Here is a 26,351-nt window from a genome sequence, read left to right on the forward strand (position 1 = left end):
AACTCGCTGGTCGGCATGGTATTGATGATGTAATAGCTTTGCCCTTGATCGCATCCCAGTTCTATAAATAAGTTCGCCACTTCCACATTTTCTATGTCTTTGGCTGCAATTGCGCAGGGCTTCCGCCTAAGTTATAAGTAAGGAGCCCGCCATTTTTTCTGCTATTTGCTGGCCTGACGTGCCGTCGTCAGCAAAACCACACTGCCGAGTATGACTGCCATGGCCAGCATGGCTTTGAAGGACAAATGTTCGCCGCCAAACAATACGCCGAGAGCGACGGCAATGACAGGATTCACATACGCATAGCTGGCAGCCAGTCCGGTGGATACTTTCGATAATAAATACATGTATGCAGTGAACGCCAGTAAAGAGCCTGCGATCACCAGATAGGCCCAGGCCGCCAGTGCTTCAGCAGTGACTGGCCCTGTCATGCTTTCTCCTTTCAACAGACTGACGATCACCAGAAACAAACCGCCGATCAGCATTTCACTCGCAAAGCCCATACCGCCAGCCGCCATTTTGAGTTTTTTCTGCGACAGGATAGAACCGACATCCCAGCACAATATCGCACCGAGCAGGAACAGTACACCGATAGGTTTTGCGGCGAAATCACCATCGGATGCCAGCAACATTGCGCCAATAAACCCAGCCAGTATCCCTATCCATTCGCGCCGTTTCGGCCAGTCGCCGAACAGTCCCGACAAGCCCGATAAAATCATCGGAGAGCAGGCGATAAATACCGCAGTCAGCCCGGAAGACACATATTGCTGCGCACAGGCGGTCAGACCTGTGCCGCCGCCCAGCATTAATACGCCGACGATGCCACCGTCACGCCACTCGCTGAGTGTCGGATTCGCTGCGCCACGCCATTTTTGCCAGGCAAATAAAATCGCGCCAGCGACCAGAAAGCGCGTGCCTATCATCATGAACGGTGGAAACGCTTGCAAGGCAACTTGGATGGCGAAATAGGTAGAGCCCCAGACAACATAGACGGTCAGCAGGGCAGTTAAAACGGAACGGGGCAGGTGGCGCATGCAAATAGACGAGAATGAGGAGAAAGAGCTGAATGTGGAATAGTGTAGGGAACTCTGCCTTGTTTTTAAATGGATAGTTCAAGGTAAATCAGGTACATTTCTTTTAAATTAATTGAAAAAAGACGATTTCACCATGAAGATAGAATTAGATATGATGGACGCCAGAATTCTCGATATTCTGCAGGCAGATGCTCGTGTGACGCTGGCCGAAATTGGCCGCCGCATACATCTGAGTCAGCCAGCAGTGGCAGAGCGCATCAAGCGCATGGAAGCTGCGAAGGTCATTACCGGCTACCACGCGCACGTCAACCCGGAAGCCTTGGGTTATGGCATCACCGCATTTGTGCGGATAGCAAGTCGTTCCAGTGATATGCCTGTCGTCAAAATTGCTGAGCAGGTACCAGAAGTGGTCGAATGTCACGCTATTACTGGTGAAGATTGCGTGATCGTTAAAGTAGTCGCTTCATCTGTCCGCGAATTGGAGCGTGTCATTGCCAGCCTTGCCCGCTGCGGCGTGACATCGACTTCGCTGATTTTGTCTTCATCAATCGAGCGACGTGCGATCAAGCCGGTGGAGTAAACATGGAACTACGCCAGTTACGTTATTTCATCGCGATTGTGGATCATGGTTCCTTGTCACGTGCGGCAAAAGTGCTGCATATCGTACAGCCTGCATTGACGCAACAATTACAACATCTCGAAGAAGAACTCGGTGCCACTTTACTGCACCGGTCAGCGCAGGGTATGCAGGCGACCGATGCCGGCAAGCTGTTTTATGAACATGCGCAAGCCATACTGAAACAGGTTTGTGACGCCAAATCAGCTGTCACCCAATCAACCGATAAGCCCAGTGGTACGGTGGCGCTTGGCATACCGCAAAGCGTTTCCGGTGCGCTCGCTTTTCCACTTTTGACGGCGGTGCGTGCAGCGTTTCCGGATATCGTATTTCAGCTCACAGAAGAGCTGACCGGCAATCTGACCGAGCAGTTAAAATCAGGTCGTCTGAATCTGGCTATTCTGTTTAATGATGGACAACTGCAAAATCATTTCGCATGCACACCGTTGGTCGAAGAAGAAATGATGTATATCACCCGCGCCGATTCGCAGTTTGCCTGTAAACGCAAAAGCATCAGTCTGAAAAAGGCATTGCAGACGCCGTTAATCCTGCCGAGTATTCAACATGGCGTGCGGCCCGGAATAGAAAAAGTGGCACGTGAACATGGGTTGGAAATCGAGCAGGTGATTGATATCACCTCAATTGCCATTCTGAAATCGGCATTGCTGGCCGACATGGGCGCGACCATTTTGCCGGTCGCACCGATGCTGGCGGAAATCGAACGCGGAGAGTTGCTGGCGTGGCCTGTCAGTGATGTGCAGCTATCGCGTACTGTGACGCTGTGCTTCTCCAAAAATATCCCGCTTACAAATGCGGCCATGGCCGTCGAAAAGCTGGTACTCGACGTTACCCGGCAACTTTGTCAGCACCGGGTCTGGCCAAATACGCGCAGTCTGATGTCGTAAGCCCCGCCGTTGGTGGTCAGATCGCCGCTAAAGCCTGCGCCAGATCCGCTTGCAAATCAGCAGGATGCTCGATACCGACCGACAGGCGCAGTAAATTTTCACCTATGCCTCTTTCAATACGCAATGCTTCCGGTATTGCTGCATGTGTCATCGACCACGGATGGTTAATCAGACTTTCTACGCCGCCGAGACTTTCCGCCAGCGTAAATAATTTCAGTGCCGCGACGAAGCGTCGCAAGCCAGCGGCATCGGTGTTGAGTCTGATGGAGATGATGCCACTTTGTCCTTTGGGTAGCAGACGTTGCGCGAGTGCGTGTTGCGGATGCGAGGCGAGGCCGGGATAAATCACATCGCTGATTCCGCTTTGCTGTTGCAACCATCTTGCCAGTGTCAGCGCATTGCTGCTGTGTCTTTGCATGCGCAAGGCTAATGTACGTAAGCCCCGCAACGCGAGAAAGCTGTCGAACGGTGCCAATATTGCGCCAACTGCATTTTGCAACCAGCGCAGCTTATCTGCCAGCGCCTGATCTTTGACGATGACAGCACCGCCGATCACGTCAGAATGGCCATTCAGATATTTGGTGATCGAATGCAGTACGATATCGGCACCGAATTCCAGTGGTTTCAACAGGTAAGGTGTGACGAAGGTCGCATCAACAACCGTCAACGCGCCAACGCCGCGTGCGATTTCCGTGATAGCAGCGATATCCGGAAATTTCAGCAACGGATTGGTCGGCACTTCCAGCCAGACCAGTTTGGTGGCAGGTGTGATTGCTGATCGCAAAGCAGTCAGATCATCGGGCGCGACATAGCGTACTTTTAAACCAGCACTACGTGCTTTGACCTGTTCAAATAAGCGCCACGCACCGCCGTATAAATCGTCCACCGCAACGATTTCGCTGCCTGCTTCTAATAATTCCAGTACTGTCGTCATGGCACCCAGACCGGAAGCAAAGGCGAAACCGGCAGTGCCGCCTTCCAATTCTGCCAGCGCCAGCTCGAAAGCCTGACGACTGGGATTGCCGCTGCGCCCATATTCAAAGCCACTGTGCTCGCCCGGAGCGCGTTGCGCGTAGGTGGAACTCAGATAAATTGGTGGCATGACCGCGCCAGTGCTATCTGGCTGGTAGCCTGCGTGTACGCTCAGGGTATCGGGGTGAGACATGTTGATTTCCTAAAAATGAATGAAGACTGTCAGGTGGCGGTGCATTGCGGTGTCAGTTGGTTTTCGACGGTGGCCGGGTTAATGGCGTTGCCAGTAGTTGATCACATCGGTTTGTGTAATCAGGCCGAGAAAATTGTCGCCATCGATGACGGGTGCCACCTTGTTTTCGCGGAAGATACCGAGCAGGTTTTCCAGCGGGTCGTGCGGATGCAGCGTCACCAGATCCTTACTCATCACCTGGCGTACTGGCTGCGTAAAGTTGGCTTTATCGGCGCGCAGTGCCAGCAAAATATCCCACTCATCAATGATGCCGACCAGCTGTGCATTGCCTTCTATGACCGGCATTTGCGAAATGTCGTGACGGCGCATTTTTTGATACGCATCTGCCAGTGTGTCTTCCTGGCGTGCAAAGACAGTGGCACCACGCTGATGCGGTCGTGTAATCAGATCAGTCAGATTGTCGTGTTGCGGTTGCTGCAGCAAACCCTGATCAACCAGCCAGTTATCGTTAAATTGCTTGGAGAGGTATTTGTTGCCGCTGTCGCAGATGAAAGTCAGCACCCGTTTAGGTTCTGTTTGCGCACGGCAGTAACGCAGCGCAGCGGCAACCAGCGTGCCGCTCGAAGAACCCGCCAGCAAACCTTCTTTTTCTAACAGGGCGCGGGCGGTGAACAGACTTTCTTCATCGCTGATCCGATACGCACTTTTCACCATAGAAAAATCTGCGAGTGGCGGTATGAAGTCTTCACCGATGCCTTCCACGCGCCAGCTACCGGCATTACCGTAGCTACCGGTTTCTACATAATCAGCGAGAATCGAACCTTGCGGATCGGCGAGTACAAATTCCAGTTCTGGCGCGGTGGTCGAAAAATAGGCACTGAGTCCGGATAAGGTACCGCTGGAGCCGACACCGACCGCAATCGCATCGAGTCTGTGTTCCATCTGCTGCCAGATTTCCGGCCCGGTACCGGTTTGATGTGCAAGCGGATTGGCCGGGTTATTGAACTGATCGATGTAATACGATCCCGGCGTTTCATCAGCGATGCGGCGGGCGTAATCCTGATAATAAAGCGGATGGCCTTTGTTGACATCCGAACGTGTCAGCAAGACTTCCACACCCATCGCTTTGAGTTGCTGGATTTTTTCTGTGCTCATTTTATCCGGCACTACCAGCTTGATTTTGTAGCCTTTGCGGATTGCTACCAATGCCAGCCCCAGCCCGGTATTGCCCGCTGTAGCTTCAATGATCGTGCCGCCGGGTTGCAGTTCACCACTGCGCTCGGCCGCTTCTATCATGGAAAGAGCGATCCTATCTTTAATAGAGCCGCCGGGATTCTGGTTTTCCAGTTTGACATACAGTTCGCACAGACCGGTATCCAGTGACTGGATGCGGACAACTGGCGTATTACCTATGAGTGTGAGTACAGGATCAAAAGACATATTTGGGGAATGTGCAATAAGGTAGAAGATTGCAATTTGGCAATCTGAGGCGTGAAATCTTAGCAGTGCCGCTGGAATTCAAAGAAAGAATGAATTCGTACTAACAAATGCAAAAAATGCATACCGTCGGAAGTGAGACGCTTATTTTTGAACTAATAGCAGGCGCAGAATTTAGCTATCAATTTTTGTGATACCCGTATTTGAATTCCGTATTTTCTATAATCCATCGGGCGATCTACACTGTGAACACAGCAGATTTCAAAGGAAGTCGGGAAAGCGCTGCAGCGATAATTTCGAAAGCTTTCTTTGATATCTTTCCGGATCTGGACAAAAGGCCGTACTGCAAATAACTGAGTCATCAATCGTATTCCCGGTGGCGACGTATTTAGCATTGCAATGGTAATGGCTGCTCTGGCTATCGAGTTTTGTCCCGGATTCGAATAAAATGGCTGCTATCTCAGCCAACGCAATGAACCTGTACCCGATACCTCGCTACAGGTGACGAACAAATGTGTGTCTTACCGGACGCCCTGCATGTTCTTTGCGATCAAAAATCACAAATTTTGGAGCCACTATGTCAACCGACACCACGATGGGGTCTGCTGGACTTTCGTCCGCCTCAGGCGCAAGCCCATCCACCACAGCAGCAACAATCCCTTCAGCAACTTCAGTTAATCCTGCCGCCGCACCGGTTTTGCACGATGTGCAGCTCGACGATAAATACACATCCAACAGCGGAACAATTTTTCTCTCAGGCATACAGGCCTTAGTCCGTCTGCCGATGATACAACGCCAGCGCGATCTGGCTGCGGGTCTGAATACGGCCGGTTTTATTTCCGGCTATCGCGGTTCGCCGCTCGGTGGTCTCGATGAGACTTTGTGGAAAACCAAAAAATTATTAGAACAAAATCACGTACAGTTCGTACCGGGTGTGAATGAAGATCTGGCTGCAACTGCCGTGTGGGGCACCCAGACTGTCGATCTGATCGGCCCGGCTAAATACGATGGCGTGTTCTCTATGTGGTATGGCAAAGGCCCGGGCGTAGATCGCTGCGGCGATGTGTTCAAACACATGAACCATGCCGGTACCGCCAAACATGGCGGCGTCTTGCTGGTGGCCGGTGATGACCATGGTGCCTATTCGTCAACCTTGCCGCATCAGTCTGACCATATTTTTTCTGCCTGCATGATCCCTATGCTGTATCCCTGCAATGTGCAGGAATACCTGGATCTGGGCTTACATGCCTGGGCGATGTCGCGTTTTTCCGGCTGCGCGGTTGGCTTTAAGGCACTCGCAGATACGGTGGAATCCACCGCTTCGGTCGACGCTGATCCCTTCCGCTTGCAGATACAGATACCGCAGGATTTTGTGATGCCGGAAGGCGGTCTCAACACCCGTTTATCGCTAGACACGCTGGGCATACAGGCGCGTAAGCAGGAAGCGCTGATGCAGGATTACAAAATCTATGCAGCGCTGGCGTATGCGCGTGCCAATAAGCTCAATCACGTAACGATAGACAGCCCGCAGGCCAGACTGGGTATTGTCGCCTCCGGTAAATCTTATCTCGATGTGCTGGAAGCGCTGGAAGAACTGGGTATTGATGAAAAGTTCGCTGCTGAGATCGGTATCCGCTTGTATAAAGTCGCGATGCCATGGCCGCTGGAACCGGATGGCATACGTGAATTTGCGCAAGGTTTGGATGAAATTCTGGTGGTAGAAGAAAAACGCCAGATGGTGGAATACCAGCTCAAAGAACAGTTGTATAACTGGCGCGACGATGTGCGCCCGCGTGTGATCGGTAAGTTCGACGAAAAAGGCGAATGGGTTCATCCACGCGGCGAATGGCTGCTGACTTCCAAGGCTGATTTTTCTGTAGCGCAGATTGCACGTGTGATTTCTTCACGGATTGCGCGCTTCCACACCAGTGATCTGATCAAGGCGCGTCTGGCCTTCCTGGAAGCGAAAGATGTGGTGCTGACCAAGCAGGTCAATACCCCGGCGCGTCCGGCTTACTATTGCTCGGGCTGTCCGCACAATACCTCGACCAAGGTACCGGAAGGCAGTCTGGCGCTGGCCGGTATCGGTTGCCATGTGATGGCGACCGCAATTTATCCTGAACACAATAAGCTCACGACTCACATGGGTGGCGAAGGCGCACCGTGGATAGGTCAGGCGGCTTTTTCCACATTACCGCATGTGTTTCAGAATCTCGGTGACGGCACCTATTTCCATTCCGGTTATCTGGCGATCCGCGCGGCGGTGGCAGCAAAGGTAAATATCACCTACAAAATTTTGTATAACGATGCGGTCGCGATGACCGGTGGCCAGCCCGTCGATGGCACCATTACCGTGCCTATGATGGCGCAGCAAATGGCGGCCGAAGGCGTCAAGCGCATCGCCTTGGTGACGGAAGATTTGTCGCGTTACAGCGACCGCTCGCAATTACCGGAGATGGTCACATTGCATGACCGTAAAGACATGGATGCGGTACAGCGCGAATTGCGCGAAATCCAAGGCTGCAGCGTGCTGATTTACGATCAGACCTGTGCCGCCGAAAAACGTCGTCGCCGCAAAAAAGGCGAATTCCCTGACCCGAATCAGCGTCTGTTCATTAACGACGCAGTATGCGAAGGCTGTGGCGATTGCGGCGTGCAATCCAACTGTACCTCGCTGATGCCGCTGGAAACAGAATTTGGCCGCAAACGTGTGATCGATCAGTCGTCCTGCAATAAAGATTATTCCTGCGTCAAAGGCTTTTGCCCCAGCTTTGTCACGGTAGAAGGCGGCAAGCTGCGCAAATCAAAAACCGGCACTGCGAAGAACGATGATTTCGGTGCTTTGCCTGAACCACAACTGCCGGCCTGCAGCAGCGCTTATAACATACTGCTCAATGGTATAGGCGGTACCGGTGTGATTACCGTCGGTGCCTTGCTCGGTATGGCGGCGCATCTGGAAGGCAAGGGCGCATCGGTGCTGGATATGACCGGTATGTCGCAGAAAAACGGCTCGGTGACTTCGCATATCCGCATCATCGAACAGGCTGGCAAACTGCGTGCACAACGTATCGCCACCGGTGAAGCTGATCTGATCCTGGGTTGCGACATCCTGACCGCTGGCGCGCATGATGCGATTTCCAAAATGCGTGCAGGCCGTACCCGTGCCGTGGTGAATACCCATGAGCAGCCTACCGGCGCGTTTGCCAAAAATGCAGACTGGCAGTTCCCGCTGGAGTCGGTCGAACATCTGATCAGCGAATCAGTAGGTGGCAAGGTTGATTTCATCAATGCGACCCGCCTTGCCACTGCGCTGATGGGAGACTCGATTGCGACCAATCTGTTCATGCTGGGTTTTGCCTATCAAAAAGGCGCGATCCCGGTATCGGAAGCAGCGTTAATGCGTGCCATAGAACTCAATGGCGTAGCGATAGACTCCAATAAAAAAGCCTTCCTGTGGGGCCGCCGTGCTGCGGTCGATCTGGCAAAAGTCGAAAAAATTGCGATGCCGGCTCAGAACGTCGTTGTGACCATGCCGCAAAGTCTGGACAAGCTGATCCAGCGCCGCGTTGACTATCTGACGGCTTATCAGAATGCCGCCTATGCCGCGCAATACAGCGATCTGGTCAGCCGTGTGCGCAGTGCGGAAAGCGCCTTGGGTCAGGGTAATCGTCTGAGTACGGCGGTGGCGAAATACTATTTCAAACTGATGGCGTACAAAGATGAATACGAAGTCGCGCGCCTGTACACCAATGGCGAATTCACTGACAAACTCAAACAACAGTTTGAAGGTGATTTCAGTCTGAAATTTAATCTGGCACCACCCATTTTCTCGAAAAAGGATGGGCAAGGTCATCTGGTCAAGGCGCAATACGGCTCCTGGGTCTGGCAGGCATTTAAACTGCTGGCGAAATGCAAAGGTGTGCGCGGCACTGCGCTGGATATCTTTGCTTATACCGCAGAACGTCGCTCTGAGCGTGCCCTGATTACCGACTACCGCGATCTGATCCTGACGCTGATTTCTGACCTGAATCAGGGCAATCTGGAACAGGCGGTGGCGCTGGCAAATTTGCCTGAGCATATCCGTGGTTTCGGTCACGTGAAGGAAAAGTCGCTACAAACCTACTATGCTGAAAAAGCCGCGTTGCTCGATCAGCAAAAAATAACGGTAACCGAACTTTCCCGCGTCGCCTGAGGCTGACAAGCGTGCTCCTGCCGCTGCTTTTTTATGGCAGGGGCGCGCTTGCGAACCGGAAATGATTGCCGGAATCGTGAATATTTTTCAGGCACTCAATCTGCATGGGCATGCTGAGCCATTTTTGGTCTGTAAGCCGCACCAGTATTGAGTGTCGCGTTTTTTACCTGCTTACATATACTCATTGACGTTTACGTTAACGTCATATAACTTAGCTGCATAATTAATCAGCAAAGAAAATCCGCCGCCCAGAGCGCAAACCTTTGCCATACCTTGTTGAGGAAGACATGACTGACCTGTCCGTAGCCCAGAATCTGACCGAATATAAACCTGCTAACAAAGTCCGTTTCGTCACGGCTGCTTCGCTGTTCGATGGCCATGATGCCTCGATCAATATCATGCGCCGCATCCTGATGGCGAATGGTGCCGAAGTAATTCATCTGGGCCATAACCGTTCAGTCGAGGAAATCGTCACTGCTGCCTTGCAGGAAGATGCGCAAGGGATTGCGATTTCCAGCTATCAGGGCGGCCACGTCGAGTATTTCAAATACATGATCGATCTGCTCAGACAGCGTGGCGGCGCACACATCAAAGTGTTCGGCGGTGGCGGCGGCGTGATCGTGCCGGAAGAAATCGCCGATCTGCATGCTTACGGTGTGACGCGTATTTTCAGCCCGGAAGACGGCCAGCGTATGGGGCTGGTCGGCATGATATTGTCGATGATACAGGCATGCGACATCGACTTATCCGGCTATGCGCCGACCTCGCTCGATGTACTGACGGAAGGCGACATCACGACCAAACACCGCCCGCTGGCACAACTGATTACAGCGCTCGAAAACGACAGCGTTCAACCAGAATTGCGCGCCGAATTATTGAAAGCCGCAGAGCAAACCACTGTGCCAGCATTCGGCATTACCGGCACCGGCGGTGCTGGTAAATCCTCGCTGACCGATGAATTAATCCGCCGTATCCGCCTCGATCAGGATGATCAACTGAATATCGCGCTGATTTCTATCGACCCTTCGCGCCGCAAATCCGGTGGTGCTTTGCTGGGTGACCGCATTCGCATGAATGCGATTAACCCTTGGGCCGGGCAAGTGCGAGTGTTCATGCGCTCGCTCGCCACGCGCGAAGCTGGTTCTGAAATTTCCCAGGCCTTGCCGGATGTGATCGCTGCCTGCAAAGTCGCAGGTTTTGATCTGGTGATCGTGGAAACCTCCGGCATCGGTCAGGGCGATGCGGCGATCGTGCCGCATGTCGACGTATCGATGTATGTGATGACACCGGAATTCGGCGCTGCTTCCCAGTTGGAAAAAATCGACATGCTGGATTTCGCCGATTTCGTGGCGATCAATAAATTCGACCGCAAAGGTGCTCAGGATGCCTTGCGCGACGTCGCCAAGCAATACCAGCGCAACCGCGAACTGTGGAGCAAAAAGCCAGAAGACATGCCAGTCTATGGCACGCAGGCTTCGCGCTTTAACGACGACGGCGTCACGGCGCTGTATCAGGGCTTGCTGCCAGCGCTGACCGCGCGTGGCCTGAAAGCTATTCCAGGCAAACTGGCACCGGTGACAGTGAAATTTTCCAGCGCCAAAAACGTGATCGTGCCGCCGGCCCGCAGCCGTTATCTGGCCGAAATCGCCGATACTGTGCGCGGTTATCACAAGCATACCGGCAAGCAGGTGGTGCTGGCGCGCGAACGCCAGCAACTGCACGAATCGGCGCGCATGCTGCATGAGCATCTGCATGCAAGTGGCCGCGCTCCGGTGCTCGTTCGCCCGCAGGCAGAGCAGGCCGGGGCTGGGGAATTGCAATCCCGTCTGCGCGAAAACGATATTTTGTTTGAATTGAATCAGCTTGCCAGCGACAAAGACGCCCAGCTCGATGCCGAATCCAAAAAGCTGATCAGCATGTGGCCCGACATGCAGCAGGCGTATTCCGGTGATGAATATGTCGTCAAAATCCGCGACAAAGAAATTCGCACCCGCCTGACTTACAAATCCTTGTCTGGCACGACGATACGCAAAGTATCGTTGCCACGCTTTGTCGATCACGGTGAAATCCTGCGCTGGCTGATGCTGGAAAATGTCCCCGGCTCTTTCCCTTACACCGCTGGGGTGTTTGCGTTCAAACGCGAAGGTGAAGACCCGACCCGTATGTTCGCCGGTGAGGGCGATCCTTACCGCACCAATCGCCGCTTTAAACTGGTGTCGCAAGGCATGGATGCCAAACGTTTGTCGACGGCGTTTGACTCGGTCACGCTGTATGGTGCCGACCCCGCAATCCGTCCTGATATCTACGGCAAAATCGGTAACTCCGGGGTGTCGGTGGCGACGCTGGATGATATGAAAGTGCTCTACGACGGTTTCGATCTGTGCGACCCGGCGACCTCAGTGTCGATGACGATTAATGGCCCGGCACCGACGATACTGGCCTTCTTCATGAACACCGCGATTGATCAGCAAATGGATAAATTCCACGCTGATAACAAGCGCGAACCAACTGCCGACGAAGCTGCCAAAATCCGTGCGTGGGTGCTGATGAATGTGCGCGGCACGGTGCAGGCTGATATTCTGAAAGAAGATCAGGGACAGAATACCTGCATCTTCTCGACTGAATTTTCACTCAAGGTGATGGGCGATATTCAGGAATACTTTGTGCACCATCAGGTACGTAATTTCTACTCGGTGTCGATCTCCGGTTACCACATCGCCGAAGCCGGAGCGAACCCGATTTCGCAGCTCGCATTCACGCTGTCAAATGGCTTTACGTTTGTCGAGGCCTATCTCGCACGCGGCATGCACATTGATGATTTCGCCGCGAATCTGTCCTTCTTCTTCAGTAATGGCATGGACCCGGAATACACCGTGCTGGGCCGCGTTGCACGTCGCATCTGGGCGGTGGCGATGCGTGACAAATACGGCGCGAATGATCGCAGCCAGAAACTGAAATACCATATTCAGACTTCGGGCCGCAGCTTGCACGCGCAAGAGATCGACTTCAATGATATCCGCACCACGCTGCAAGCTTTGATCGCGATTTACGATAACTGCAACAGCCTGCATACCAATGCTTACGATGAAGCGATCACCACGCCGACCGATGAATCAGTACGTCGCGCGCTGGCGATACAGCTGATCATCAACCGCGAATGGGGTCTCGCGAAAAACGAAAACCCGATACAAGGCAGCTTCATCATCGAAGAACTGACCGATCTGGTGGAAGAAGCCGTGTTGCAGGAATTTGAACGTATCGCCGAACGCGGCGGCGTGCTCGGCGCGATGGAAACCGGCTACCAACGCGGCAAGATACAGGAAGAGTCCATGCATTATGAACACCTGAAACATGACGGCACGCTGCCTATCATAGGCGTGAACACTTTCCGTAATCCTAAGGCAAATGACACGCCACAAAAGATAGAACTGGCACGTTCAACCGAAGAGGAAAAACAATCGCAACTCACGCGCCTGGCGGATTTCCATCAACGCCATGCGAACGTCGCGCCGCAAGCACTGGTAGCGTTGCAGCAAGCCGCGATCAACAATGAAAACGTGTTTGCAAAACTGATGGATGCAGCACGGGTCTGTTCACTCGGCCAGATCACCACGGCTTTGTTTGAAGTGGGTGGGCAGTACCGTCGCAACATGTGACTCCATTGGCAGACTTTGAACACCAAAAAAATCCCGGAGCAAGTCCGGGATTTTTACTTCAGCAAACGCTGACGGACTTGATCGGGTCAGAGAAGCGGCGGCGCGATGTTTTTAGTCATTTGCTTGTAATGTATCTTTAAGCGATATCACCAAACATAGTCAGACTGGATACTAATAACAAGGCATGGCAAGCAAATGGTCAATTTTTTAACGCTGAGTTAAGATGCAATCTTGTAAACTTAAATCAAGTTATATCGCATGGCGACAGCAGTAGATCGGAAGAACACAACGTTTATTGGTGGTGTCCCAACTTGGGCAAACGCTTGCGTTGGAGAAAATGGCTTCCCTGGGTATTGGGACTACGCAAAGGGATTTTCCCAAGCGGCGACCACTCTCATTGACCTAGTTCTTAGTGAACGAGGGTTAATGCATTCGGTTGACGAAATGATTTACCCGGTTTGTTTCAATATGAGACATTCCGTCGAACTTCGCCTGAAAGGTGCAATTGCAGAACTCATCCTTATCGAAAAGTGTAGATGTCGTGACCTTCAATTCGACTTGGCTGGGTCACATGACATCGAAAATATTTGGAGCTTCTTCATTGAGAGGGCTCGAGTTGTAGATGATCGTTACGATCCGATAATTAGTAGGCTTGATACAAAGATCGCGGACATTGCCGAGATTGATGCTACCGGCCAGACATTTAGATACCCGCTTAATACCGAAAGTCAAAAGCATCTCGTGGATGTTTCGATCATAAATTTTGTAGTTCTTAAACGCAGTTTTGCGGAGCTCGAAGCTGCATTAGATGAACTGCATCGCTTGAATAAATATCTTCGCGACGAGTATAGGTGGGGCTCATTTACCAAACGACTGTCTCGAAAAAATCTATTTGAAATCGCATCTCTTCTTCCCCCGCGAGCAATGTGGGCAAATGAGTCATTTGACACTACTAAGGAAGCGATTAAGAAAAGGTTCAATATTGGAGGCAAGGAACTCTCCAATAGCATAAAACTCATTGAAACGCATTATGAACTTGCTCCAGAAATTGGGATGTCGATTCCTTTACTTGGCGTTGAGGAAGACTATATCAAGGAATTTTTCGGCCATTGGTTTAAGCAACATGACTTGCCCTCTGACAAAGACCCAATTGATATTGAAGGTAACGAGTGGGGGGCGGATGGAATGTTTGACGATTTTGTGAAGAGCTCCCAGACACGGACGGAGGTTTGGAACTCAATCAAGTCGAGTCTCACGCCAGAAAAGTTGGCTGGTGTGTCAGCTCTTTTCTACTTTGCGCATGAGCTGTACTTCTCTGAGAGCTACGTTCGAATTTATTCGCTTGGTCTTCAGGAAGCTAAAGCATCCTTCATACATTCTGAAGATTCTGTCAGGTCTCAATATTTCCATCTCTTTGACAAAACGAATGCGGTATACAACATTTTGAGATCGCTCTATTTCCTCAAAAAAATGGAATGTGCAGATCACCTTGTGGCGGCATATCGACTCGATGATAAATTTTCATGGTTAGATGAGGCTAGGACGCAAGCTCTCTTTCGGAAACCGGATTATTGTGGATACGCTATATAGCAACTCGTTGCATGTGACTCTCTACCCACTTTCGCTGCCGCAAAAGCAAGCATCGCCTCAAATATCCCCGAACTGGTGCGTGATGGTCCGCGCCGTGCGAGCCTATGGCTAAATGCGAAGAGCTGAAAAGAGAAATGTCTGAAAATTGCGTTGCGCATGCCGAACCCTGCATGGCTTGATCCCGGTGTTATAAGATGGCATTGTGGCAAACGCCAGGTGGAAATCATGCTGGCATTATCTGGACATTCAACAGGATGAACGTCATGGAAAAACAATCTGCTTCTCGCGCTGGCGCTGCTATCGGTGCCATGATTTTTTCGGTCTTCGGCTCAGGCTGGTTGTTGTTCTGGGCTGCCAGAAGTTTTGCACAGGCTGCTGTGTTGTGGGCGTTGATTGGTGGCTTGGGGCTGGCTTTGTTTTTTGCGGCTTTCCGGCAGTACCGGCGCAATCGTGAGGCGCATGCGGCCGCTGCTGAGTCGCCTGAAAATAAAAAAGAGCAGCGCATTTTTAACATCGTCAATATTGTTCAGGGCGTTGCCATTTTTTTGTCCGCGAATATTGCGAAGAATATTGGGCACCCTGAATGGTTTTTGCCTGCCTTTATTCTTATTGTCGGTGCGCATTTCATCCCGCTGGCCAAAGTGTTTCACAGCAGGCGACATACGGTGATCGGTGTTGCGATGATGGTTTGGGCACTGGCGTATCCGCAGCTTGTACAGGCGGGTGCTGCTGATCCTGTCGGGTGTCTGGGCGCTGGCTTGATTCTTTGGGCAAGCGCTCTTTCAGCGTTGTTATTCCATTCTTCTGCGCAAGCTGATCCAACGGCGGCACATTAACGGCTCGATAACAGGCTGGCTACTTGTCGTGAATAGATTCCGGGAGTCTCTGAGATGGCGGATAAAAAAATGATAGATGACGGACGCTGGCCTTTATCGAAATTTCTGATTGTTGGCATTCTCATTGCGGTGGCGGGCTATCTGCCGCTGCAGTTGTATATTATTTTCGGGCCGGCTGATGGCAATCCTATTGGTCTGGGGCTGCTGATGGTGATGGGAATCATGCTGGGGATGGGGGTAGTGGCGATAGGGGTGATCAAGCGCCTGATCCGCCATTTTGTGGAATGACGGATGCGCTGAAAAGTTCAGGTTGCGATTGCCCGCTCATTTGCCTTGCATCAGAATTTTGCCGCAAGAGAATGCAGATTTTTCTGTGTCCTCATTCACCTAAAATTGCTAAGGTTTCATTCCACTGCGCTATCCATGGTATCAAGAAATCGTGCTCTGCAAATGTGCGTTTCAGGCGCGGCATCGGAACGCGATAGACATCATTCAAACCCAATGCCAGAGTGATTGGATTCCAGCGCCATTTGTTTTTAGCACCTTTGGCGCTGCTTTTGACGCGCGCACCCTCGTCACCAAAAATCGCTTCGCCGCTGAGCAGGGCTTTTTCCATATTGATTTTGACCAGATGACCAAAAGCCAGCAAGACCTGCGCTTTATCTATGCCTGATTGTGATTCAGATACCGTTACTTTTTCTTCTTTGACAGGCAAGGCAGCGGTCTTTAATTGTGCCACCAGACGACTTAAGTCTTTACGCAAAAATCGCAAGTCGTGCAGTGGCGCGCGTATGCCCGGCGGTGGTAATTGAATCGCAATTTTGTCTGCGTCTTTGGTCATGGTGATCAGCACATCGGCACTGCCCGCCGCCAGACGTTGGGTATCGTCCTGGAAAAATATCGGCGCGGCATAACCACCTGTGGCATCGCCAAATAGTTCAGGATATTGATCTGAGTAATCAAGCCAGACATAAGGCGTGACGCCGTGGGTGATTAAGGCTGGCAAATTCCATGCATTGCCAGTTTGCTGTTGCAACCAGTCGCAGGCTTCGGCAAGTGTCGCTCGATAGGCTAATTCGGTATTACTCATAAAATCATCTTTGTCGGGTGTAGAAATGCCAGGGCGGGCGTCAGCATGAACGGAGGCCGATTATAGCCACGTTCGGCACAGCGCATTGCAGCAGACGCATACATTCAGCGAAGCATATCATCGGGAAACGTCTTAAAAATGCTGTTGACGTTGCCGGGGAATATTGATTTACCATAGACGCTGTACCTGCTTATACGTAAAAGGAATAGCGCCGGAAATACCGCCAGAAATACATATACTCCCCCCACTTTTAACATAAAAGGTGCTGATGTCCTTGAATTTAAAGGGCTTTAAAATATACACGGGGGAGTATGTATTAAGCCTGGAGCAGCTAATCTGACCACCGTAACTATCGTAACCGCCTTAATCGCCTTAACCCCCAAGCTCTGAAAGGATGACTCCATGTTAAAAGGTAACTGTCATTGTGGTGCTGTCAGTTGGGAATTTCGCGGTATGCCGGAAGGGGCGACCGCATGCAATTGCACTGTATGCCGGCGGTATGGTGCTTTGTGGGCGTATGATTTTATTGATGAGGGCATACGCGTTCACGGACCAACCACCGCATATATCCGCGGGCGGGCGATTGAATTTCACTTTTGCGCTCATTGTGGCTGCGTCGCATACTGGCTGGCGCGTATTCCTGAAGAAGATGGCCGCCGCCGTGTCGCTGTCAATTTACGTCTGACTGAACCAGTACCGATCGCTAACATTCCGATTGATCACTTTGACGGGCTGGATACTTTCGATGATTTGCCGAGAGATGGACGCTGCGTCGGCGACTATTGGTTTTGATCGTCATGCAAACGATTGATCCCGTTTTGGTGTTAACCTTGCACGACGGCTTGCCTGTTCGTTTTGCAGACTCAACGCGATTGATGGATTATCGCAACGACAGATTTATTGAAGGAAAATATGGACGCAAAAATGATTACCACGACGCTGGAATTGCCCGGTTATGAGATTAAAGAAAACGTCGGCATCGTGCGCGGCATCGTCGTGCGCTCACGCTCCATCGTTGGTTCTTTCTTTGGCGGTTTGCAGACGATCGTCGGTGGCAACATCACGATTTATACGAATATGTGCGAGCAGGCGCGCAAAGACGCTTACCGGATTATGTGTACGCAGGCTGAAAAAAATGGTGCCAATGCCATTGTCGGTATGAAATATGATGCTACCGAAGTGATGCGCGGCGTGACCGAGGTTTTGTGCTACGGTACAGCGGTGATTGTGGAGCGCAAGCAAAAATGAAAAGACTTATTCTGGCCGGTATGGTGCTGTTTATTGCTGGTGTTTTTCTCGCTTTGCTGCAAATGTGGTTTGCACCCTGGAGCCATGAATTGTTCCTGAAACTTGAAATTACCCTGTTGGCGGTATTTGTCGTGCTGTTTGCGATCTGGTTTACGCGCAAAGAATATAAGGATTACAAACGCCAGCTCAGTGGTGATCGTCTCGACGATTGAGATGACAGCGTGAGTTTGCGGCGCTGACTCATTATTCGCTCGAATATCAATCAGGTAGTATGCTTGTTTTTTATTTCAAGCTTGTCTGACATGAAAATTTCCCGCATTGATCATATCGTTTTGACGGTTGCTGACATTGACGTCACGTGTCAGTTTTATTCGCAGGTGCTTGGTATGGACGTGGTGACGTTTGGCGAAGGCCGGAAAGCGCTCACGTTTGGTCAGCAAAAATTGAATCTGCATCAGGCCGGGAAAGAATTTGAGCCGAAAGCATCGAGGCCGACACCGGGTTCCGTCGATATTTGTCTGATCAGTGAAACGCCGCTCAATCAAGTCGTCAACGAACTTGAGGCTGCCGGAGTAAAAGTGACCGAGGGGCCGATACAAAGAACCGGTGCAACGGGGCCTATCGTTTCGGTGTATTTCCGCGACCCGGATCATAATCTGATCGAGATCTCGAACTATCTTTGAGAAATACAGTCTGAACTCGTATGTAAAAGGATGTTTTCGTGCATCACACATACACAGCGCAAGAAGTGCGCTTGTGTTTGGCATCATTGCTGATGACGCATCGTTCTGTTAGCTTGTTCGCTTGAATTTCGATAGAAGCAGGAGAGTTCAATGAGTACATTATCCCGCCGGGAGCTGGCGCTGCAGATACTGAGTAAAACGGGGATGCAGATGTCGAATTACTCGCCTCCGGCAGTCCGGCTGCTGTGGCGCATGGGTATTGATTGTCCGCCGCCACATTTTGCGCGATTCTGGCCAGTATTTTTTATTTCCGGAGTCTATTTTGGTGTGATGCTGGGGCTGTTTATGTGGCTAGCAACGTTATATCGACCGCTCTTTTTATTATCTTCTGTTCCGTTTGGTGCAGTAATTGCCGGGTGTTGCTTTGGTTTTTTTATGGCAAGCTATTACGCAATCGGGCGCCGTAAATACCAACTACCAAGATGGGAAGAAATTGGTGTTACCTCAGGAAACTGATTAGCACACACCAGCACACGTCAGATCGTTTTTATCAATGTCAGGAGTCTTTATGAAATTCATTACCGTTGCCGCTTTTGCTGTCGGCATGTTGTCCTTGTCGTCGGTGTATGCGCAGAAGACCGATAGCGTTGCTCTGGCTCAGACAGCAGCAACGCAGTGGCTTGAGGTGGTCGATGCCGGTGATTACGCCGCGAGTTGGGATCAGGCCGGGAGCGTGTTTAAGGGAATGGTCGAGAAATCGAAGTGGCTTGATGCGATACAAGGTATCCGCAGCCCTTTGGGGGCGGCGAAATTTCGCAAAATCAAATCGGCTGATTACAAAAAAAATATTCAAGGTGCACCTGAGGGCGAGTATGTGACCGTGCAATTTGAAACCACATTCGAGAATAAGAATGGGGCAATTGAGGTTGTGACGCCGATGAAAGACAAAGATGGCACCTGGCGCGTCACAGGCTACTTCATTCGCTAAGGCTCAGTGACAGCGCGGCAGATGTAAACCAGTCGGGCGCTGTCTGATGTATTCATTTTCCGCGTACGGCAAAAGAGTGCTGTTTGTGCCTTAAAAAAATCGTTTGCTGTTTGTCGGTATTTACCTGAAAGTCTGCCGCTGTGTCTGAAACCACGCCGCACTACATTGTCATCACGGTTGGCACCAACGGTGATCTGCATCCGATGATGCGCATTGCGCAAACCTTGCAATCGCTTGGGCGGCGGGTGACCTTCGTCAGCCATTCTTATTATGAGAACATGGTGCGAGATGCGGGGCTGGCGTTTATCGGCGTTGGCACAGACGAGGAATTTTTGCGTATTCTTCGCAATCCGGATATCTGGAATCCGCGCAAAGGTCTTGCGGCATTGATGGCGAATTATGGCGAAGGTCTGCAGCAGACTATCGCCAGCATACGATCGATTTCCACTGCCGCACCGAAAATGGTGATCGCTCATCCATTCGCAGTTCCCGGCGCCATCATCGCCCGCGAGTTAGGTTTGGTGACATCAGTGGCTGCTGCTTATCTGGCACCGTCGAATTTGCGGACTTGCCACGACCCGCTGAATATCGGTGACGTCTCGGTGCCACGCTGGGTACCGATGAGCTGGCGACGTGCGCTCTGGCATCTGGTTGAAAAGAAATGGGTAGACCCGGTTGCATTGGGTCACATCAATGCGGTACGTCTGCCATTGGGGCTGCCTGTGGTGGATTCTTTTCTGACGCATATCAGTCAGACGCCGGATCTGGCGGTGACGCTTTTTCCCTCGTGGTTTGCACCAACGATGCCTGATTGGCCGCGTCCCTTGCTTGAAGGCGATTTCCAATTATTTGAAAGCAGCAAACAAGATGCTTTGTCGTCGGATTTATCGGCCTTTCTCGCTGCAGGTGAAAAACCGGTAGTGTTCACGCCGGGCACGGGCAATCTCCATGCGGTGGATTTTTTCAGGTATGCACTGGCGGCAACACAAAGCGCTGGTCGGCGTGCGATTTTTCTGACGCGTGAGCAGGCACAAATACCATCGAAGCTGCCTGCCTCTGTCATCTGGCAGCCGTATGTGCCGCTGAAGGCGTTGTTGCCACATGTCGCCGCACTTGTACATCATGGCGGTATTGGCACTACCGCTGAAGCGCTGCGCGCAGGTATCCCGCAACTCATTGTTCCCTTTGCCTGGGATCAGTTTGATAACGGTGCCCGTGTTGCCGCGATCGGCGTTGGCCAGGTGATTCCTGCGAAACGCTTACGACCTCGCAAATTGGCCCGCAGCCTGCACCATCTATGTACCTCTGACACCGTGCGAGCGCAGTGCGCCACCGTTGCCTCACGTTTCACCCCCGCATTTGATGCCTTCGCTTTTTGCAAAGAAATTGAACGCCAGTTACTTGCTATCGGTAACGGTGTTCGTTCTCTGAAAAAGAATGACTAACATTTTTCGTCGTGAATTAAAAAAAGTGGCCTGTAGCTTAAAAAAATGTAATATTAATTTTTTTATATTTTAGTGAGGCAATTTTGAAGTTGTTCGATCCCATCGTCGGCGTGACGCCTATTTCTGTATGCGACGAAATTTCATTTTTTTCTTTTAAAATCCTTACTCAGAATTAACTGGGAATGCATTCTTTGTAAATGATCTGAATCGACAAGATCATGGCGGACATGGGGAAATGACAAAGAGTTGTCTTGATTAATTGACTTTTTACTGTGTCCGACAAACGATATTTTAGTCATTGGAAGAATCACATGAGCAGACATTTTCATACAGGGTTACTGCCGTTAGTATTTGTCGCAGTGACTAATTTGACCGCTTGCGTTTCTGCTCCACTTTCTTTTATCCAGGGAACGCCGCAAACTCTGACAGATTTTACGCTTTACCCCGTGCGCATCGTTTCAGTGGACGGGAGCATTCAGTTCGTCCACCCCAGCAAGCCGATTCAGATATCTCCGGGATCACGCTCTATCGTGTTCGAGGCTGCGCCAGGTTCCGGTGCAAGAAACGGTGTACAGAAGTCGTTTGCATTGAAGGTTGAGCCATGTACTCGCTACTTCCTCGCGGCCAGACGACAATTACCTATGGATGCTGATTGGTCGCTCGTCGTGGATAAGACTGAGGCAGTACCAGGCTGCAATATCGAGGACGAGTTACAAAAAGCGGCAGTTACTGCGAACAGCCAGAACAATTGAGCGGCTTGAGTTTTTACATATGTAAAACAAGGAAGGAAGCAGATATGGAAAACATCATGATGTTGGCGACAGCGCTGGGTATCGTTGGTGGTGGTTTGTGTGCTTATATGGCCTGCAAGTCACTCGTTCTTGTTTGGCCTCAGTTATTCACTCCACCCCATTTTGTAATGGCGGGGGCAGTCATCGGAGCATTGATAATTTTCTTACCGTCAGCTTTTTTTGCATTGGTGGTTGGCGGCAATCTTGGCGGTGCCTTGGGCGATATCGCGGGATCGGCTGTGGGATGGGGTACAGGTATTGTTCCGGTTGGCTTAGCGCTTGGGATTGCCGCAGCCTTCAGTGGCAGTTTGATTGCCGGAAGTCTGATCGGAGGCCTTTTGGGTAAGGCGTTCGCTTCCGTGCTTTCTTATTCAATGTTACGCTGAACATTGATATACCGACGCATTTTACTGCCGCATAGGTTGTAGTAAATGCATGAAAAAAACACCATGCGCTCATAGTTTCATTCTGATAATAGTTATAATTTAATACTTTAGACTAATCAGAATTCATATGAGCCACAATTCTAGACACGCAATCTTTGCGCTGTTGCCTATGCTACTGGCATCTTCTCTTGGATTGGCGCAGGACGTGAAACCTCAATACTCCATTAAAGATGAAGTGCGTACAGGTTCTAATATCCGGCGTGACCAGGTCACTGGTTTTAAGGTCGCGATGAATTTGCCGTTTGAGAAGCTACCCGCAGCCGACAGAGCACAACTGAATTCTTTGTATGAGCATATTGCAGAGGGTGATGAACCTCCGTTCCCGCTGAAAGGCCTGCAGATGATCTATGAACCCTTGCGGGAAGCAAATAATAAGTTGTATGACCGGGGACAGCTCAGCATGTTGGCGACCGTGGATGCCGAGGGAGCGGTTCAGGAAGTTAAGCTTTTGCAGTCGCCTAGTCCGGAAATGACCAGATTCGCGGCAAATCTCTTGTACCTGATACGTTTTAAACCAGCAAAATGCGGAGGGAAAGCCTGTGTCATGGATTTTCCTGTCCGACTGTCGTTTGAGTGATGTGCTCGCGATTGCTATCAGCACAGAAACAATAAGCAAGCAACCATGCAGGTGGAAAACATAAAATCGGTTTATCCAACATCAGTCACGCCGCCGGAACCATCCGGTCAGCGACATGCGGTTGCGGGTGGTGGGCAATACTTCGTGCAGCATTTCTGCGGATAGAAAAACGACCATGCGGCAAGCGATGGGCGAGATATCTTGTGTCGGTAAATTTTGCGGATGCAGGCGCAACGCGCCGCCATGTTCTGCTTGCCAGTCTTGATTGAGATAAATGACCACGGAAATAGTACGTGCGTCGTCGTCATGAAAGCGGTCCAGATGTTTGCTGTACGAAGCGCCGGGCTGATAAAAAGAAAAATGGCTTTCGTATTCTTCCAACCCTAAATACAGTTTCTGATTCAGCGACATGCGCAGTTGTTCCATCAGCAGCAGATAGGCATCGCAGGCGACGGATTGTCCGGCTTGCAGCCACGCGATCTGATCACTGCGTATCGTTGTTTGCAATGTCGGTGTGTCACAACGCCCCACCCGCGCAGAATGCAAATGATCGTTGTGCCGTAATGCCACACATTCTGCCGCCAGTGTCAGCGCCAGCGCTGGTGTTAAAAAGAGATTGTGCTGCGACCAGCCGTGTTGCGCCAGATTGTTACAGAGGCTGGCATGAACAGTATCGTTGAGCTGGTCTGGCGTTGAAGAGGATGTGTACGGTGCAAGGGCAATCACGGATGTCTTTCAGGGTGAATACTGCGTGGCAAGGCATGAACCCGGGACAGACAGGGAATGTGGCTGGTATTTTGTATGACTCAATTGCGTGACTCAATGTACGCTATAAATGTGCAGCCTGACCAGAATTGATTACATTACGCGGCTCGTCAGACAAACGCGGGTTGATCCCAGCTCTTTGCTGTGAGGTCGCACTTTGGTGTTTTTTGCCGTGATCAATTTTGTTACTCAGGCCTACAGTGGGCTGCAGCATGAGGCCAGCCACCCAGCCAGCCTGGTCAGGCATGTTTTTGACCCAAAAAATACTGGGGGGAGTATTTTTTAACAGCCTTTGTTTATAAGGACATGAGGCACAAAAATACACATACTCCCCCAATTCATTGAAATTTCTGGGTAATTTCTGATTTCGGCGCGTATCTGAGACAGTTTGACTGCGCCGGATGTGGTGCCAGATGTCTGTTGCGCGGTCGCTGTTACAAGCGGAATTCAACCGGACTGTCTTCATCCACTTCTGCCTTCGTGCTAGTATCAAGTGCCGGTGTCGGTTTCGGTGGCGAGGCTGTTACTGACCATTTTTATATGCAATGGTCTGCCTTCGTTGTGGATTAATTTTTTCGTGAGAAATTGTATGAGCGCATCTCTGTTTATCAGCTCGACGCCGTTCGATCTGGCGTTACACAGAAATAAAATAGCTGACGCGTTGTCAAAGGCGAAATCAGGTTCGCCTGCGTTGAGAGTTGTGCTGGCAGCGCCGGAAACCGGTCTTGCTGAACGGCTGCGCTTGGTGCGTCAGGCTGCTGCGTATGTGGGCGTGTTCGGTATGGTGTATGGCAACGTGGATGCGACCACCGGCAAGTCGCTGGTGCAGCTTGAATACGAAGCAGCGTTGGCGGCGGGCTTGCCGATACTGATTTACATCATGGATGAAGATGAGCATCTGGTATTACCTAAACATGTGGATACCGGAACACCGGCGCTGTCTCTGAGCGAATTAAAGTCACACCTGAGTCAGACGCAGGATGTGCGTTTTTATGAGTCGGCAGACGATCTGGTCGCTAAATTAGAAAACGATTTATTGCGTGTCTTTGCTCCTGCTCCTGCACCAGTGCCCGCGCCAGTCGCTCCTGCGGCGGTTGCTGAGAGCACGAAAGCAGATGCGGTAGCAGAACCGGTTGTTGAAGCAAATGAGATGCCCTCAGGTCTGACCGGTACGGCGGCGTCGAAACGTTATGCGCTGACGCCACCGCGATTTGCCTTCTTTAAAGAGAAAGTTGCGCACCTGTTTCAGCGTGAAATGCCGGACGCGGTGTTGCAGGATGTGATTGAATATCTGCTGGCGGGAAATACGATGTCGGCTGCGTCGGCACTACGTCGTGGCGCCGGAATTTCACTCGAAGACGCAATTGAAGAAGTCAGGAAAACTGAACTCGTGATTGTCGATACGGTACAGCGCCATCAGGCGCAGACAGGTGCCGTTAAATAGCTTGATGGGCTGGATATGGGTGTTACGCTGATATCCTCCGCTGTTGATTGCAAGGCAGGCCGCATAGTATGCTGCCTGCCTTTATTCTTTCTTTTTCTGCCATGACTATCCAGATTGCTAAAGAATCGCGCAAAGAAGCGATTGCCTCAATAGAACGCTATTGCCGCGAAAATTTTCCCGAACCTGTCAGCGGTCTGGAAGCGGATGGTTTGCTGAGTTTTTTTCTCGAAGAAATCGGTCCGCTGGTGTATAACAAAGCCGTTGCTGATGTACAGGAACGTTTGCAGGCGCGGGTGATGGAAGTCGATATCGAGGTTCATGAAGAAGCGTTTCAATACTGGCCAAAACAAGGCAGACGCCGCTGATATATTTTGTCGCCGTACCGGCATCATCGTCACAAGGAAAAGACATGTCTTTGCTGCATCAACTACAACATCAATCGCAACAACAACGTCATCGCCGCCGCTCTCTTTCTTTATTACTGGCGGCGACATTTGCTTTGCCGTTTGCGATTCAGGCCGAAGATAAAAAGCCGGATGGCGCGCAGGTTCCCTCGATTGCTGAATTGTTTGATGACGACCATGTGCTGATGTTTTACCCGTCGGCACCGGGCGCGCAATTCCGGCTCGGTAAACGGAACCCTAACAGCACGCGCGGTTTCGTGATTGAGAAGAAAACCAAAGCGACCGCAGGCAAGGATGGTGCGCTCGAATACTGGAATCTGCCGTCGCACTCACTGAGTTACGCCAGCGGCGGAGAAGGCTGGAGCAGCCGTTTGCACATCTACGCCAGCGGCGGTCAGCAAAAATTTAACTGGAAAAACCAGCGCGGTTTTCTGAGCCATCCGGCCGAGCTGAAAAATCAGGAAATGACGATTTTTATGCGGGTGCATCAGATACTTGACCCGGCACGCGCGCAGATTTCGCTGAAAATCAGGGGCGGCGCACATAGTGATAAAAATCCGGATGCAGCTTCTTGTGTCATGCTGACTTTATCACCTGAGGGACACGGCAGCGTAACGCGTTTCGGTAAAGAGCTGCGGCATCCGCGCTACGATTATGTGACACTCAAACCCGAGTTTACCGCTGCTTTGCAGGAGAATGTCTGGATAGGCATGAAGCTGATCAGCTGGAATGATCCGCAAGATACTCAGCGCGTGATTCATCGCTTGTATCTTGATACCGACCCTTTCGATCTCAGCACCGGCCTGCCAAAAAACAATTGGCGCTTATTCAGCGAATACATTGATGTAGAAGGAAAACGCACGGGGCAGTACAGCAAACTGGTGAACTGGGGCGGCTGGGAAACGACCTTCCGTACCGATGGTTTTCATGATGTGGACTTCGCTTATCCTTCGGTGCGGGAGATTGTTGTACCTCAATAACGCCGATTTTACGGGGTTGATCGGATATAATACGGACACTTATCCGCAATTGTTGAAAG

25 protein-coding genes are annotated in these 26,351 nt (G+C 51.1%); 20 read left to right on the forward strand and 5 right to left on the reverse strand.

The window, feature by feature from the left end; genetic code table 11:
* Positions 1–161: 161 nt before the first annotated feature.
* Positions 162–1,034: a drug/metabolite exporter YedA gene (gene yedA, locus H8K29_RS01475; RefSeq protein WP_186896116.1), complete on the reverse strand. Its 873-nt coding sequence runs from the start codon at positions 1,032–1,034 to the stop codon at positions 162–164.
* A gap of 133 nt (positions 1,035–1,167) precedes the next feature.
* Between yedA and H8K29_RS01480 the strand changes: the two genes are divergently transcribed.
* Together H8K29_RS01480 and H8K29_RS01485 are read left to right on the forward strand one after the other, a co-directional pair.
* The gene (locus H8K29_RS01480) at positions 1,168–1,614 is read left to right on the forward strand and encodes an Lrp/AsnC family transcriptional regulator (RefSeq protein ID WP_186883919.1); all 447 of its coding nucleotides are present in this window, start codon (positions 1,168–1,170) and stop codon (positions 1,612–1,614) included.
* Between the two features lie 2 nt (positions 1,615–1,616).
* Positions 1,617–2,555: a LysR substrate-binding domain-containing protein gene (locus H8K29_RS01485; protein ID WP_186896117.1), complete on the forward strand. Its 939-nt coding sequence runs from the start codon at positions 1,617–1,619 to the stop codon at positions 2,553–2,555.
* A 16-nt stretch (positions 2,556–2,571) separates the two neighbouring features.
* On the opposite strand, the gene H8K29_RS01490 is transcribed toward H8K29_RS01485, so the two are convergent.
* Together H8K29_RS01490 and H8K29_RS01495 are read right to left on the reverse strand one after the other, a co-directional pair.
* Positions 2,572–3,720: a PLP-dependent aspartate aminotransferase family protein gene (locus tag H8K29_RS01490; RefSeq protein ID WP_186896118.1), complete on the reverse strand. Its 1,149-nt coding sequence runs from the start codon at positions 3,718–3,720 to the stop codon at positions 2,572–2,574.
* Between the two features lie 78 nt (positions 3,721–3,798).
* Complete coding sequence (locus H8K29_RS01495) at positions 3,799–5,160, reverse strand: cystathionine beta-synthase (protein WP_186896119.1); 1,362 nt, start codon at positions 5,158–5,160, stop codon at positions 3,799–3,801.
* A gap of 574 nt (positions 5,161–5,734) precedes the next feature.
* Between H8K29_RS01495 and H8K29_RS01500 the strand changes: the two genes are divergently transcribed.
* The 5 genes from H8K29_RS01500 to H8K29_RS01520 all read left to right on the forward strand — a co-directional run bounded on the left by H8K29_RS01500 (position 5,735) and on the right by H8K29_RS01520 (position 15,719).
* On the forward strand, positions 5,735–9,349 hold the full coding sequence (locus H8K29_RS01500) for an indolepyruvate ferredoxin oxidoreductase family protein (RefSeq protein WP_186896120.1): 3,615 nt from the start codon (positions 5,735–5,737) through the stop codon (positions 9,347–9,349).
* A gap of 287 nt (positions 9,350–9,636) precedes the next feature.
* Positions 9,637–13,005 carry a fused isobutyryl-CoA mutase/GTPase IcmF gene (gene icmF / locus H8K29_RS01505; RefSeq protein ID WP_186896121.1) on the forward strand — a complete coding sequence of 1,123 codons (3,369 nt, stop codon included), beginning with the start codon at positions 9,637–9,639 and terminating at the stop codon, positions 13,003–13,005.
* A gap of 258 nt (positions 13,006–13,263) precedes the next feature.
* Positions 13,264–14,595, forward strand: a complete 1,332-nt coding sequence (locus H8K29_RS01510; RefSeq protein WP_186896122.1) for a hypothetical protein — start codon at positions 13,264–13,266, stop codon at positions 14,593–14,595.
* Positions 14,596–14,789: 194 nt separating this feature from the next.
* Positions 14,790–15,431: a hypothetical protein gene (locus H8K29_RS01515; protein WP_186896123.1), complete on the forward strand. Its 642-nt coding sequence runs from the start codon at positions 14,790–14,792 to the stop codon at positions 15,429–15,431.
* Positions 15,432–15,485: 54 nt separating this feature from the next.
* On the forward strand, positions 15,486–15,719 hold the full coding sequence (locus H8K29_RS01520; protein ID WP_186896124.1) for a hypothetical protein: 234 nt from the start codon (positions 15,486–15,488) through the stop codon (positions 15,717–15,719).
* Between the two features lie 91 nt (positions 15,720–15,810).
* Here the strand turns inward: H8K29_RS01520 and H8K29_RS01525 are convergent, their stop codons facing one another.
* Positions 15,811–16,521 carry a hypothetical protein gene (locus H8K29_RS01525; RefSeq protein WP_186896125.1) on the reverse strand — a complete coding sequence of 237 codons (711 nt, stop codon included), beginning with the start codon at positions 16,519–16,521 and terminating at the stop codon, positions 15,811–15,813.
* A 402-nt stretch (positions 16,522–16,923) separates the two neighbouring features.
* Here H8K29_RS01525 and H8K29_RS01530 point away from each other — a divergent pair, with 402 nt between their 5' ends.
* The 10 genes from H8K29_RS01530 to H8K29_RS01575 all read left to right on the forward strand — a co-directional run bounded on the left by H8K29_RS01530 (position 16,924) and on the right by H8K29_RS01575 (position 22,699).
* Complete coding sequence (locus H8K29_RS01530) at positions 16,924–17,313, forward strand: GFA family protein (RefSeq protein ID WP_186896126.1); 390 nt, start codon at positions 16,924–16,926, stop codon at positions 17,311–17,313.
* 120 nt (positions 17,314–17,433) lie between these two features.
* Positions 17,434–17,769 carry a YbjQ family protein gene (locus H8K29_RS01535; protein WP_186896127.1) on the forward strand — a complete coding sequence of 112 codons (336 nt, stop codon included), beginning with the start codon at positions 17,434–17,436 and terminating at the stop codon, positions 17,767–17,769.
* Entirely contained in the window at positions 17,766–17,981 is a 216-nt protein-coding gene (locus H8K29_RS01540; RefSeq protein WP_186896128.1) for a hypothetical protein, read from the forward strand. Before H8K29_RS01535 ends, H8K29_RS01540 begins: the two co-directional genes overlap by 4 nt.
* Before the next feature lie 90 nt (positions 17,982–18,071).
* Positions 18,072–18,452 (forward strand): VOC family protein, encoded by a 381-nt coding sequence (locus tag H8K29_RS01545; protein WP_186896129.1) that lies wholly within the window; start codon positions 18,072–18,074, stop codon positions 18,450–18,452.
* A gap of 150 nt (positions 18,453–18,602) precedes the next feature.
* Positions 18,603–18,968 (forward strand): DUF6404 family protein, encoded by a 366-nt coding sequence (locus H8K29_RS01550; RefSeq protein ID WP_186896130.1) that lies wholly within the window; start codon positions 18,603–18,605, stop codon positions 18,966–18,968.
* A 52-nt stretch (positions 18,969–19,020) separates the two neighbouring features.
* The gene (locus H8K29_RS01555; RefSeq protein WP_186896131.1) at positions 19,021–19,440 is read left to right on the forward strand and encodes a DUF4019 domain-containing protein; all 420 of its coding nucleotides are present in this window, start codon (positions 19,021–19,023) and stop codon (positions 19,438–19,440) included.
* Positions 19,441–19,580: 140 nt separating this feature from the next.
* On the forward strand, positions 19,581–20,885 hold the full coding sequence (locus H8K29_RS18155; RefSeq protein WP_186896132.1) for a glycosyltransferase: 1,305 nt from the start codon (positions 19,581–19,583) through the stop codon (positions 20,883–20,885).
* A gap of 311 nt (positions 20,886–21,196) precedes the next feature.
* Positions 21,197–21,637 carry a hypothetical protein gene (locus H8K29_RS01565; RefSeq protein ID WP_186896133.1) on the forward strand — a complete coding sequence of 147 codons (441 nt, stop codon included), beginning with the start codon at positions 21,197–21,199 and terminating at the stop codon, positions 21,635–21,637.
* A 44-nt stretch (positions 21,638–21,681) separates the two neighbouring features.
* Positions 21,682–22,062 (forward strand): hypothetical protein, encoded by a 381-nt coding sequence (locus tag H8K29_RS01570; RefSeq protein ID WP_186896134.1) that lies wholly within the window; start codon positions 21,682–21,684, stop codon positions 22,060–22,062.
* A gap of 127 nt (positions 22,063–22,189) precedes the next feature.
* Positions 22,190–22,699 (forward strand): energy transducer TonB, encoded by a 510-nt coding sequence (locus H8K29_RS01575; protein ID WP_186896135.1) that lies wholly within the window; start codon positions 22,190–22,192, stop codon positions 22,697–22,699.
* 81 nt (positions 22,700–22,780) lie between these two features.
* Here H8K29_RS01575 and H8K29_RS01580 read toward each other — a convergent pair whose 3' ends face one another.
* Positions 22,781–23,425, reverse strand: a complete 645-nt coding sequence (locus H8K29_RS01580; protein ID WP_370527114.1) for a 2OG-Fe(II) oxygenase — start codon at positions 23,423–23,425, stop codon at positions 22,781–22,783.
* 628 nt (positions 23,426–24,053) lie between these two features.
* Between H8K29_RS01580 and H8K29_RS01585 the strand changes: the two genes are divergently transcribed.
* The 3 genes from H8K29_RS01585 (at position 24,054) to H8K29_RS01595 (ending at position 26,292) form a co-directional block, all read left to right on the forward strand.
* Positions 24,054–24,908 carry a DUF4062 domain-containing protein gene (locus H8K29_RS01585; RefSeq protein WP_186896136.1) on the forward strand — a complete coding sequence of 285 codons (855 nt, stop codon included), beginning with the start codon at positions 24,054–24,056 and terminating at the stop codon, positions 24,906–24,908.
* Positions 24,909–25,009: 101 nt separating this feature from the next.
* Entirely contained in the window at positions 25,010–25,273 is a 264-nt protein-coding gene (locus tag H8K29_RS01590; protein WP_186884193.1) for a DUF2164 domain-containing protein, read from the forward strand.
* Between the two features lie 44 nt (positions 25,274–25,317).
* Positions 25,318–26,292: a hypothetical protein gene (locus tag H8K29_RS01595; RefSeq protein WP_186896137.1), complete on the forward strand. Its 975-nt coding sequence runs from the start codon at positions 25,318–25,320 to the stop codon at positions 26,290–26,292.
* Positions 26,293–26,351 lie beyond the last annotated feature (59 nt).

The organism is Undibacterium sp. CY21W (assembly GCF_014284265.1).
GTDB classification, from domain to species: domain Bacteria; phylum Pseudomonadota; class Gammaproteobacteria; order Burkholderiales; family Burkholderiaceae_D; genus Undibacterium; species Undibacterium aquatile.

Excerpts from the sequence above, each read along its gene's own strand:
- yedA (WP_186896116.1), bottom strand. The coding sequence starts at position 1,034 with ATGCGCCACCTGCCCCGTTCCGTTTTAACTGCCCTGCTGACCGTCTAT.
- H8K29_RS01480 (WP_186883919.1), top strand. The coding sequence starts at position 1,168 with ATGAAGATAGAATTAGATATGATGGACGCCAGAATTCTCGATATTCTG.
- H8K29_RS01485 (WP_186896117.1), top strand. The coding sequence starts at position 1,617 with ATGGAACTACGCCAGTTACGTTATTTCATCGCGATTGTGGATCATGGT.
- H8K29_RS01490 (WP_186896118.1), bottom strand. The coding sequence starts at position 3,720 with ATGTCTCACCCCGATACCCTGAGCGTACACGCAGGCTACCAGCCAGAT.
- H8K29_RS01495 (WP_186896119.1), bottom strand. The coding sequence starts at position 5,160 with ATGTCTTTTGATCCTGTACTCACACTCATAGGTAATACGCCAGTTGTC.
- H8K29_RS01500 (WP_186896120.1), top strand. The coding sequence starts at position 5,735 with ATGTCAACCGACACCACGATGGGGTCTGCTGGACTTTCGTCCGCCTCA.
- icmF (WP_186896121.1), top strand. The coding sequence starts at position 9,637 with ATGACTGACCTGTCCGTAGCCCAGAATCTGACCGAATATAAACCTGCT.
- H8K29_RS01510 (WP_186896122.1), top strand. The coding sequence starts at position 13,264 with ATGGCGACAGCAGTAGATCGGAAGAACACAACGTTTATTGGTGGTGTC.
- H8K29_RS01515 (WP_186896123.1), top strand. The coding sequence starts at position 14,790 with ATGGCATTGTGGCAAACGCCAGGTGGAAATCATGCTGGCATTATCTGG.
- H8K29_RS01520 (WP_186896124.1), top strand. The coding sequence starts at position 15,486 with ATGGCGGATAAAAAAATGATAGATGACGGACGCTGGCCTTTATCGAAA.
- H8K29_RS01525 (WP_186896125.1), bottom strand. The coding sequence starts at position 16,521 with ATGAGTAATACCGAATTAGCCTATCGAGCGACACTTGCCGAAGCCTGC.
- H8K29_RS01530 (WP_186896126.1), top strand. The coding sequence starts at position 16,924 with ATGTTAAAAGGTAACTGTCATTGTGGTGCTGTCAGTTGGGAATTTCGC.
- H8K29_RS01535 (WP_186896127.1), top strand. The coding sequence starts at position 17,434 with ATGGACGCAAAAATGATTACCACGACGCTGGAATTGCCCGGTTATGAG.
- H8K29_RS01540 (WP_186896128.1), top strand. The coding sequence starts at position 17,766 with ATGAAAAGACTTATTCTGGCCGGTATGGTGCTGTTTATTGCTGGTGTT.
- H8K29_RS01545 (WP_186896129.1), top strand. The coding sequence starts at position 18,072 with ATGAAAATTTCCCGCATTGATCATATCGTTTTGACGGTTGCTGACATT.
- H8K29_RS01550 (WP_186896130.1), top strand. The coding sequence starts at position 18,603 with ATGAGTACATTATCCCGCCGGGAGCTGGCGCTGCAGATACTGAGTAAA.
- H8K29_RS01555 (WP_186896131.1), top strand. The coding sequence starts at position 19,021 with ATGAAATTCATTACCGTTGCCGCTTTTGCTGTCGGCATGTTGTCCTTG.
- H8K29_RS01565 (WP_186896133.1), top strand. The coding sequence starts at position 21,197 with ATGAGCAGACATTTTCATACAGGGTTACTGCCGTTAGTATTTGTCGCA.
- H8K29_RS01570 (WP_186896134.1), top strand. The coding sequence starts at position 21,682 with ATGGAAAACATCATGATGTTGGCGACAGCGCTGGGTATCGTTGGTGGT.
- H8K29_RS01575 (WP_186896135.1), top strand. The coding sequence starts at position 22,190 with ATGAGCCACAATTCTAGACACGCAATCTTTGCGCTGTTGCCTATGCTA.
- H8K29_RS01585 (WP_186896136.1), top strand. The coding sequence starts at position 24,054 with ATGAGCGCATCTCTGTTTATCAGCTCGACGCCGTTCGATCTGGCGTTA.
- H8K29_RS01590 (WP_186884193.1), top strand. The coding sequence starts at position 25,010 with ATGACTATCCAGATTGCTAAAGAATCGCGCAAAGAAGCGATTGCCTCA.
- H8K29_RS01595 (WP_186896137.1), top strand. The coding sequence starts at position 25,318 with ATGTCTTTGCTGCATCAACTACAACATCAATCGCAACAACAACGTCAT.